At 35.4% G+C, this 9,797-nt stretch carries 7 protein-coding genes and 1 pseudogene; 5 read left to right on the forward strand and 3 right to left on the reverse strand.

Features of this window, described 5'->3' with window-relative positions; all coding sequences use genetic code 11:
• Positions 1–104: 104 nt before the first annotated feature.
• On the reverse strand, positions 105–302 hold the full coding sequence (locus AFK68_RS24045) for a hypothetical protein (RefSeq protein ID WP_094675713.1): 198 nt from the start codon (positions 300–302) through the stop codon (positions 105–107).
• 195 nt (positions 303–497) lie between these two features.
• Positions 498–776 (reverse strand): hypothetical protein, encoded by a 279-nt coding sequence (locus AFK68_RS24050; protein WP_246844418.1) that lies wholly within the window; start codon positions 774–776, stop codon positions 498–500.
• Between the two features lie 1,951 nt (positions 777–2,727).
• On the opposite strand from AFK68_RS24050, the gene AFK68_RS24065 reads away from it, so the two are divergent.
• The 3 genes from AFK68_RS24065 (at position 2,728) to AFK68_RS37265 (ending at position 7,059) form a co-directional block, all read left to right on the forward strand.
• Entirely contained in the window at positions 2,728–3,960 is a 1,233-nt protein-coding gene (locus AFK68_RS24065; RefSeq protein ID WP_094675719.1) for a DUF1822 family protein, read from the forward strand.
• Between the two features lie 71 nt (positions 3,961–4,031).
• Positions 4,032–5,260, forward strand: a 1,229-nt coding sequence (locus AFK68_RS46290; protein ID WP_371357532.1) for a CHAT domain-containing protein, incomplete at its 3' end; no start/stop codon positions are given.
• Positions 5,261–5,568: 308 nt separating this feature from the next.
• Complete coding sequence (locus AFK68_RS37265) at positions 5,569–7,059, forward strand: ABC transporter substrate-binding protein (protein ID WP_246844419.1); 1,491 nt, start codon at positions 5,569–5,571, stop codon at positions 7,057–7,059.
• A gap of 105 nt (positions 7,060–7,164) precedes the next feature.
• Here AFK68_RS37265 and AFK68_RS24075 read toward each other — a convergent pair whose 3' ends face one another.
• Positions 7,165–7,863 carry a hypothetical protein gene (locus tag AFK68_RS24075; RefSeq protein ID WP_143438197.1) on the reverse strand — a complete coding sequence of 233 codons (699 nt, stop codon included), beginning with the start codon at positions 7,861–7,863 and terminating at the stop codon, positions 7,165–7,167.
• An 891-nt stretch (positions 7,864–8,754) separates the two neighbouring features.
• Between AFK68_RS24075 and AFK68_RS39655 the strand changes: the two genes are divergently transcribed.
• Both AFK68_RS39655 and AFK68_RS46295 read left to right on the forward strand, forming a co-directional pair.
• Positions 8,755–9,152 (forward strand): transposase (locus AFK68_RS39655; protein ID WP_246844420.1); only part of this gene is annotated, 398 nt, incomplete at its 3' end.
• Between the two features lies 1 nt (position 9,153).
• Positions 9,154–9,550, forward strand: a pseudogene (locus AFK68_RS46295) (IS200/IS605 family accessory protein TnpB-related protein); the annotation flags it as partial.
• Positions 9,551–9,797 lie beyond the last annotated feature (247 nt).

Genomic DNA, 9,797 nt, shown 5'->3' on the forward strand with positions numbered 1-9,797 from the left:
CAATCATTCCTTGTATAAATACTTTTTTTTAGCAATAAATCACCCTGAAAAAAATCATAATTATTGCTCTATAAGTAGATTTTTTTTTAATCTTCAATTGATGCTTAGTCAATTACCCAATAACCATTTTGTCGCCAATATTGTTCCTTTAAAGCTTCTGCTAAATTTTTTGGTTGAATCCAACCTAGAAACACCAATAGTTCTCCTAGTTTGAGATGCAATAAAGTCTGAACGTTTATTGCTTGGTTTAGTTTAACTTGAGAAATTAATTGTCTTCGTACTAAAATTTCACCTATTTTCATAATCGTGTTTCACCTGAATTTATTTTGTCTGTTCATTACCTACTAGCTTCCATCAAGGTGAACTTATGCAGGTTCTACCAATTATTTCTCAAAAGTGCATAACTTCAAATCATCAGAGACTATAATAAAAATGAAGTTAGTTGATGAAGTTTGAAATTTTATAGCGCTTTTTATTTCGGTAGATCACAAAGTAGGTTAGTCAATTATCCAATCACCATTTTCTCGCCAATATTGTTCCTTTAAAGCTTCTTCTATATTTTGTGGTTGAATCCAACCTTGGAAGACTAATAGTTCTCCTAGTTTCAGATGCAATGAAGTCTGAATATTTATTGCTTCCTTTAATTGATTTTGAGAAATAAATTGTCTTCGCAGTAATATTTCACCCATTTTCATTGAAGTCTGAATATTTATTGCTTCCTTTAATTGATTTTGAGAAATAACTTGTCTTCGGAGCAAAATTTCGCCTATTTTCATTATCGTGTTTCTCCTGATTTATTCTGTTCATTAACTACTAGCTTCAGTCTGGGGGAACTTATGCAGGTTCTGTCAATTATTTCTCAAAGGTGCATAAGTTCAAATCATCAGAGACTAGAGTAAAATAGAACCTTTAGGAGAATGTATTGTAAGTGCTAATGAGCCTAAATACTGATTTAATAAAGTTGAATAATACTGTGGAGGAGTATAGGGAGGAGACAAATGGTTCTGAGCAAGAACTACTGGACATTACGCAAAATTGATTTAGCTAGCTATAATGTGTCTGCTTCTCAGAGGGGATATCAAGAGGAGGTACTATTGCCTGTTCAGCAACAATTTCAAATTTGGTTTCCGTCTATTGCTGAACTCAAAGAACTCCCCTCTCAAGATGACCGAAAAATTCAAGCTACTTTGCTATCTCACTTTCTATCTCAAAATTCTGTCTCTTCTAAACAAGGAAGCATAACAGCAGGACTTTCTTTGCGTTGTTACATTTCCCATGCTATTGTTCATGCTTGTCACAAACTGGCTCAACAATTTGGCGATCGCTATGGTTTTTCCCACCTAGACTTATTGTACCTGGTACTTACTGATGATGGTAAAATTAAGAGCTTTGAGGAAGTTAGCGAAAACTCTCAGTCTTCTTACCCTTATTTTTGGGCGCACATTTTGAGAAAGTTCAATCCTAATAAAGCTGGACTCTGGAATTGGACTTATTTACTCACCCGTCGCCACCCAGAATTAACTCGAACGTTATGGGTGGAATTTGGTTTGTCTTTAACTACTCCTTGGGGAAAACTCAATGATATTAAGCGTTACCAAATGGAAACTCTTTCACCTCAAGAACGGGATGTGGTAGAAGCGTTTCATGGAGTATATCGGCGCGATAGGCGAGAAAACGGTGCAAGAGGGAAATGTCCTGAACCTTCTGCATCTCAACTTCAAGAAATGCGCGATCGACTTTTTCCCAGGGGAATTGTATATAATTATTCCGAGGAACTACTCGATCAATTGAAAACTATTGCCCAGTTTCTACAGGAACAAATTTTCAATCCAACGGAGATTTCACCTCCCTCTAATTCTTCAGCAATGGAACTTGAATTTCTAGACGAAAATCGCGATCTAGCTATTATTGATGCTATTGAAAATGTGCTTTCTCAACGTTTGCATAAACTACAAAAAAGTGCATGGTATAGTGAATTTGCTCCTCATTTTTTGCCTAGTTTACGACTAATTTATTTNTTGAATTTCTAGACGAAAATCGCGATCTAGCTATTATTGATGCTATTGAAAATGTGCTTTCTCAACGTTTGCATAAACTACAAAAAAGTGCATGGTATAGTGAATTTGCTCCTCATTTTTTGCCTAGTTTACGACTAATTTATTTTCACAATAAATCTCAAAGTGAAGTAGCTCAAGAATTTAATATCAATAATCAATCTCAAGTTAGTCGGATTTTAAAACTTAAGCAAATGCTGAAGCAAATTCGAGAACAAGTAATGGAAAAATTGCTACAGATTTTGTTGAAGAAAGCAAACTTAAATTCAAGTCAAGGGGTTTTAGATGCAAATGCTTTTGATTCTTTAATTGAACTTTTAAGTCGTTATTTAGATGAAACCGTTTTTATAGAGGCAGCTAAGGAAATTTCTACAGGAAGGAAATACAAAAAAATGACAAGTTTGTTCTCTGAAAAAATGCGTTATTATCTTAAATATAGTCAGCCTAAGTAGCTAGGTGAAAAAAATTACAAGTACGTCCTAAGCAACGGTAACTCCGTGGAAGGAAGCAATCTCAATGCTTTTAACTGCTTTAATATTTCGTTACATAGTGACATTTATTCACGCCTACCTACTTCTTTGACAGTATAATAAATACTAAAAAAATTACATTAATTATTCCATTAATCACAAAAATCAAATTTGAAATTACAACAATAAACCGGAGAATTAATATGAATACTCGTTCTGATTATGAGCAAGTAAACCGAGCGTATTATCGACAATTACAGTTAGAAACTATTGATTTAGAACCTGAAGATTTTCAGCAAGCAAATCTCTTAAGTTCTAAATTTAATAACGAAGCCCAAAAATGGCAAGCTTATTTGAAAATATTGGCTTTATTTGCACTAAAAAAATGGTTGAGCGATCGCCATTTAAGATTAGATAATAGAATTGAATCTCTGACAACTAATCAAATTATTAGTTCTGAACCAATGAGCAATCTGCAAGTCGGCGGATTTAAAGTTTGCTTACTGACAAATGAGAGTATAGTAAATAAAAGAATAGAAATTCCTGTAAAAATGATTAATTCACCAGATTTTGCTGCACATTTATACATAGTAATACAGGTTTTAGTAGAGGAAGAAGAAGCTGTTATAATTGGATTTATACGGCATGATAAATTTAAAAATCAGTCTTTACAAAAAAACGAAATAGGAAATTATAAACTTTCTTTGTCTGAACTAAATTCTGACTCCAGTCACTTAATTTTAAATCTTAAATATTTGAGTCCGGCAGCTATTGAAATCCCCCAAAAAGAAAAATTAACAACCTGGTTAGAACATATTTTTACAGCAGGTTGGCAATCTGTGGAAGAAATTCTAGGAAATCGTAAACCAATTATACAAATGGCTTTCATTTTAGATAAAACAACAGAAAAATTATCTCCCAAAGCAGTTAAAAAAATTCTCAAACAATTCCAAATGACTCAAAAACAAAGAGGAAAAATACAGACAGATTTATCTCAAGCTGAACTATCAGATACAGAAGTAAATAAAGCTCTAGTAAAAATTTTACAAACAACAGAAGATGAAGAAACACGCTGGCAAATTGCCGAATTGTTGTGGGAAATTGACCCTAGTCATCCAGCAGCAGGTGTACGTCGAGCTATCGATCTAGGAATGCACCTAGCAGGAGTTCCAGTAGCACTAATGATAGCCATTTTACCCAAACCAAACCAAAGATTTGCTGTTCTTTCCAGAGTTTATCCTCTGCAAGACCAATCTTTTTTACCAGCAAATTTAAAACTTATTGGTTTAGATGAAATGGGGGAATCTTTATTTGAAATTCGTGCTAGAGAAAGAGATGATTATATTCAGTTTAAATTTACTGCTGATGTAGGCGATCGCTTTAGTCTTCAAGTTAGCCTTAATTCTGCCTCTGTGACAAAGCACTTTATTATTTGAATCAACTTAAATAAATAGTATAATATTACAATATAAAAAAAATTATGGATTAGAACAACAAATTAATAATAATGACTAGACAAGTTGTTATAAAAATAGAAGAAGGCAGTTTTGAATTAGGTTTTCCTGTTTCCCTAGAGTTTTGGCAAGATGGTAGGATTATTGCCAAAGAACGCAATTGTCCTCAATTGCCCCCTAACCCAGATTTTCCTAGAGTTTATGACGAATGGAGAAAAATTTATACTCAGTTGGGAGACAAATGGAGAAACGGCGTTGCTGATTTTGGATATAATTTCTATTTGTTGGCGATCGCTAAACTATTGAATGATACATACTTGAGATTATTCAGTTTTTATTTTCATACCTTGATTCAGCAACGCCAGTCGGTGACAACACGAACGATAGAGACGCAAGCGGGACAAATTACCCATGTCTCCAGTTTAGATGAATGCCAAGATGCCACTCTCACCCTGGAATCTAATGTCAGAAATTGGTTGGGGCAACCTATCTTTGGAGATATTCGTGGGCGAATTATAGGACGACTAAATGATGGAACTTCAAATCAATCAGTACGAGTTATCATCGATACATCAAATCCTTATCTGCGTAAATTATCCTGGGATTATTGGGATTTATTTGAGAGACCATATTTTTTACCCCAGGCAGAATTTGCCCTTTTATCTCAATATAATCGACCAACAGAAACGTTGAAGAAACCGATTCATATTCTGGCAATTTTTGGGAGCGATGAGGGGGAATTAGAACTGGAACAAGATCGGGAACTGATTCAAAACTTAAAAAGACATGGTGCAAGTATTAAGTCTATTCCGGAAAGGGGAAATTCTCTGACTCCTCAAGAACTATTTGATACTATTTGGCAAGGAAATTGGGATATTATTTTTTATGCAGGACATAGTTCTGAGCGGACTATTCATGTCGATCATACCTTAAATTTATCAATCAATTTTTTGAAAGAAGCTTTGAGGAGAGCGGCTCCTAGAGTTAAGCTAGCAATCTTTAATTCCTGTGATGGACTGGGTATTGCTGAATATTTAGCTGATTTTGATATTCCCCATGTGATTGTGATGCGAGAACCTGTTCCGGATTTAGTAGCACGGCGTTTTTTGCATTATTTATTAGAAGAATTTACCCAAGGTAAACCTCTCCACGTCTCTGTTAGAAAAGCACGGAAACACTTGCAAGAACTGGAAATTCCTGTTCAAAATGAATTGTTTTATCCAAGAGCATCTAGACTGCCTGTACTCATCCAAAATCCTGCTACGCCAGAACTATATTGGCCNAGAACCTGTTCCGGATTTAGTAGCACGGCGTTTTTTGCATTATTTATTAGAAGAATTTACCCAAGGTAAACCTCTCCACGTCTCTGTTAGAAAAGCACGGAAACACTTGCAAGAACTGGAAATTCCTGTTCAAAATGAATTGTTTTATCCAAGAGCATCTAGACTGCCTGTACTCATCCAAAATCCTGCTACGCCAGAACTATATTGGCCTAAGCAACCCACACTTCCAATCAGACAGATAATTCTGTTTTTGTTGATTATCATTGGCTTTTTTGGGGTTTCTAAACGAATCCCGAAATCTGAAGCGATGACAGATAACATCAGCATTGGTGAGGAAATTCTGGTAAAACTGTTTCAACCACGAGACAAACAAAGGGGTGTAGATGCAGTTGCCCAATGCCAGAAACCCTGGAATTATTTTCTACCTATTTGGAAAAGTCATATTCGACAACAGTGGAGTGATTGTTTTGTCACCAAAAAAAGTTATCAGGAGGCAGCTCAACATCTTCAGCAAAGCTGGAAAAGGGAACGAAGAAGTCCAGAAACTTTAATATATCTCAATAATGCTATTGTAGAAGCGACGGGTGTTGATTACTATACTATTACAGTTGTAGTTCCAGTTTTACAAGATGAAACGGAGCAAATAAGTAATGCAGAAGTTGCGGAAGAAATCTTACGGGGAGTCGCTCAAGCGCAAACAGAAGTTAACTTGAGTTTATTTAAGAAGGCAAAACCCTTTAATTTCACTTTGCCTGGTGCAAATTTTCTCAACCTTAATGACCTGAATGGAAAAGGTTTAAAAGTCATCATTGCTAATGATGCTAACCGTGAGGAGCAAGCAAATAAAGTTGCCAATACAATAGTCAAACGCCCAGATATTCTAGGTGTTATTGGTCATTGGACCAGTAAGATAACGACGGAAACTGTAGATATATATAACCAAAATAAATTAGTATTAGTTTCTCCTGGTTCATCCACATATGAACTCACAGTAAAACCTCGAAAATTTTTCTTCCGAGTTGTCACGACTAATGATTTCCGAGCAGAAGCAATGGTTGATATCTTAATGAATCAAATTAATCAAAACAGAGCTACAATTTTTTATAACGATGCTAGTCCCTATTCTAGTGATTACAAAAAACGTTTAGAAGAAAAATTTTCAGAAAAAGGAGCATATGTTATTGACTCAGTTGAGATATCTCGACCTAATTTTAATGCTAAAAATGCTATCGAAAAAGTCAGGAAAGATGGTAAATCAGCTATTATTCTCATCCCAGATACACCAGTGACTAATAATTCGTTTACTAATTCTCTGGAAATCATCAAAGAGAATGACAATCAAAACTGGATAATTGCTGATTCAGGAATTTACAGTCCTAAAACCCTGAATATCGCTCAACCAAAACTCTTGGAAAAAGTAATTGTAACTATTAATTGGCATCATTTAAACAGTCCCCAGCCTGAATTTGCTCAAACCACTGTGCAGCTTTGGGGAGGTCCTGTTAGTAACCGTACAGCTTTGAGCTATGATGCAGCTAAAGTGTTGCTTGAAGGAATTCGGCAACAACCTACTCGTCAGGGAATTCAGAACATTCTAGCAGATCAAAGTTTCAGTATTGATGGGGTGACAGGAAAAATTAAATTTAAACCAGGGACAGGCGATCGCCAAAAACTACCCTTGGAGTTAGTTAAGATTGTTCCTTGTCCGAATCAGATGTTCGGCTTCACATTTATTCCTGTGAAGTTTTCAACACCTGAAGATGCAGGATTGAACTGTTCGAGTTCTGTCGATTTCTGACTCCTAATACCAACAGGAATTACGCCAAGACACATATATAGCCTTTAGCAATTGCTTCAAGTGCTTCAAGTTAATCTTAATTCTCATTCCTAATTTATTTAGTATTTAGTTAGACCTGTCATATTGATCATTCCAGGGTCCAAGTATTCCTAAAACTTGATTTCCATCCCATATTACTGTAGCAGTAGTATGACCATGATCAAAGTACGGACAATCTTTCCCAACTTTAAATATTTCTCTATGTTTTGTTGCGTGAAGTGTCCAGGTTATACCAAGACGATTTTTCCATTGAAGTGTGTTATCATCGATCCGACTAATAGTCACATAATGCCAATCGTTTTTTCTACCAGAATCATACAAATGATTTTCATAGTTTCCCACAATTGAATTGACATCCCAATCAGTACCAACCTTTTCCATCAAGCGGTTCAAGATTACATATCCTTGTGGGTTGACAACAGTCAGGCGGATAATTGATGGATTTTTAGGGCGGTGAGCAATAATATATTTGTGATTTCCGTTTTTAAAGGTATAAGTATAGCCTTTGTTATTCCCTTTAATATAAGGATTTTTCAAAGTTAGAAAAGCACCACTTCTTCCAGATTTAGCTTCATAAGTATAGTTTCCGAACTCATCTAATTTCAGCAAAACAACCGAATTTTCGCTATTATCCATGAAAGCTCCAGTTGGACGGACAAAATCGGTAGGCATTGCAGAAGCACTATGAGAATTTAAGGTAATATCTGCGATCGCAGGAACAGATAAACCAATAATAGATGCAAGAGCAATAGCTTTGATGTTCATATTTTTCTCTTTCTTTAAGTATTTTGTCAGTTTGTTTTGTTTCCTAACTAAGTCTTCAAACTCAATTGTTTTGTATCCGTATTTATAGTTAATAAAAATGCCAGAATAAAATTTGGCACACAAAAACCTGCAATTAGGGCTCAAACTAGAGAAACTGCAATGAGCGTGCCAATTAATTTTGTAACCCTTTTCTGGCAATATTACCCCATCATATTGAGTGGATACGAAAATTCAACAATATTGGCAAAAATGGGACTTGTAGGATTTCTGTAGAGAAGAACTATGGGTGATTAACTGTTGAATGAAAATTGTAGAAAGTAGTTGCTAGAAGTAGAAAAGTGTGTTAATATATAAACAGGTAACTAAAGCTTATGAAATAATTCAGGTGAATGCGACTTGTTGACAGACATATTATTAACCGAACACATCAGTATTGGGCTTGTTGTGATGAGTTAGCCTTTAAGTCAAAAAACTTGTATAATTTAGCTAATTATTATTGTCGTCAGCATTTTTTCAAGTTCTCAAAAAGTCTGGATTTAACCAAACTATACCATGCAACCAAAGATAGCGATGCCTATAGAGCCTTACCAACCAAAGTATCAAAACAAATAATCAAATGCTTAGTTGCCACTTGGCGTGGTTATTTTCAGGCAATCATTGAATGGTCTAAACATCCAGGGAAGTTTTTAGGTAAGCCCAAAATACCCAAATATAAGGACAAAACCAAAGGTAGAAATGTAGTTATATATTCAAAGGAATCAGTCTATAAAAGCCCTTTGAAAAATGGTATTTGTCACTTATCAATGAGTGAAATCATGCATACCTGTAGTTGTGGATACTGTCATCGAAGTGAGGATAGTACCTGCGACTGCCTGCTATATAATTGAAGTAGTGTATGAAAAAACGCATCAGCCACAAATACACTCAACATATGTAGCCGGAATTGACTTAGGAATTGACAGATTAGTTGCTCTATCTACAAATAAGCCTGGTGTTAAACCTATGCTGATTAACGGGAAGCCACTAAAAAGTGTCAATCAATTATATAACAAGCGAAAAGCTAAGTACCAAAGTGCGTTATCAGGCCAGAAAAAAACTAGCCGTAAGATTGAAGCGTTAACCTATAACCGAAATCGTTTTGTGGAGAATTATCTGCATAACACCAGTAAATTAGTAGTTGAGTATTTAACCAGAAATAATATTGGTACTGTAGTCATAGGCAAAAATGATAACTGGAAACAAGGTGCAAACATCGGTAAAAAAAACAATCAAAACTTTACCCAAATACCNTACTGTAGTCATAGGCAAAAATGATAACTGGAAACAAGGTGCAAACATCGGTAAAAAAAACAATCAAAACTTTACCCAAATACCGCACTATAAGCTAATTCAACAGATAACTTATAAATGTCAACTGGTTGGTATCAAAGTTATTGAAACTGAAGAAAGTTATACCAGTAAAACATCTGCTATTGACCTAGAAAAACCAATATGCCATGAAAACTATGTAGGCAAGCGAGTCAAACGTGGTTTATTTAGAAGTGCAACAGGTAAAGTGATTAATGCCGATATCAATGGCAGTCTTCAGATAATCAGAAAGAAATTCCCAGGGGCTTTTACTGCCGTTTGCGCAGCATTCCGTAGGACGGGAATAGTGAGCTGTGCCGAGAGCGCCTGTATTGGTTAATCCAATATCAAGATAAAAGCTGTTACGATTTTCTACAGTTTTTTTCGTACGGTAGTGTATCAAAGAAGTGTGGATAAAGGAGTGAAGTACCTTAACTATAACGAAGTTTAGTTAAGGCTCCCCCCCATCTAAAATGAAACACTTTTAGATGAGGACTCCTTATATTTTCTGTCAGAGCGATAGTTTTAATAAGTATATTTGAAGATGGCATCACCTAACGCTTTCCAGGTTTGGGGACCTACCACTC

This window comes from Hydrocoleum sp. CS-953, assembly GCF_002260545.1.
Lineage (GTDB): Bacteria > Cyanobacteriota > Cyanobacteriia > Cyanobacteriales > Microcoleaceae > Trichodesmium.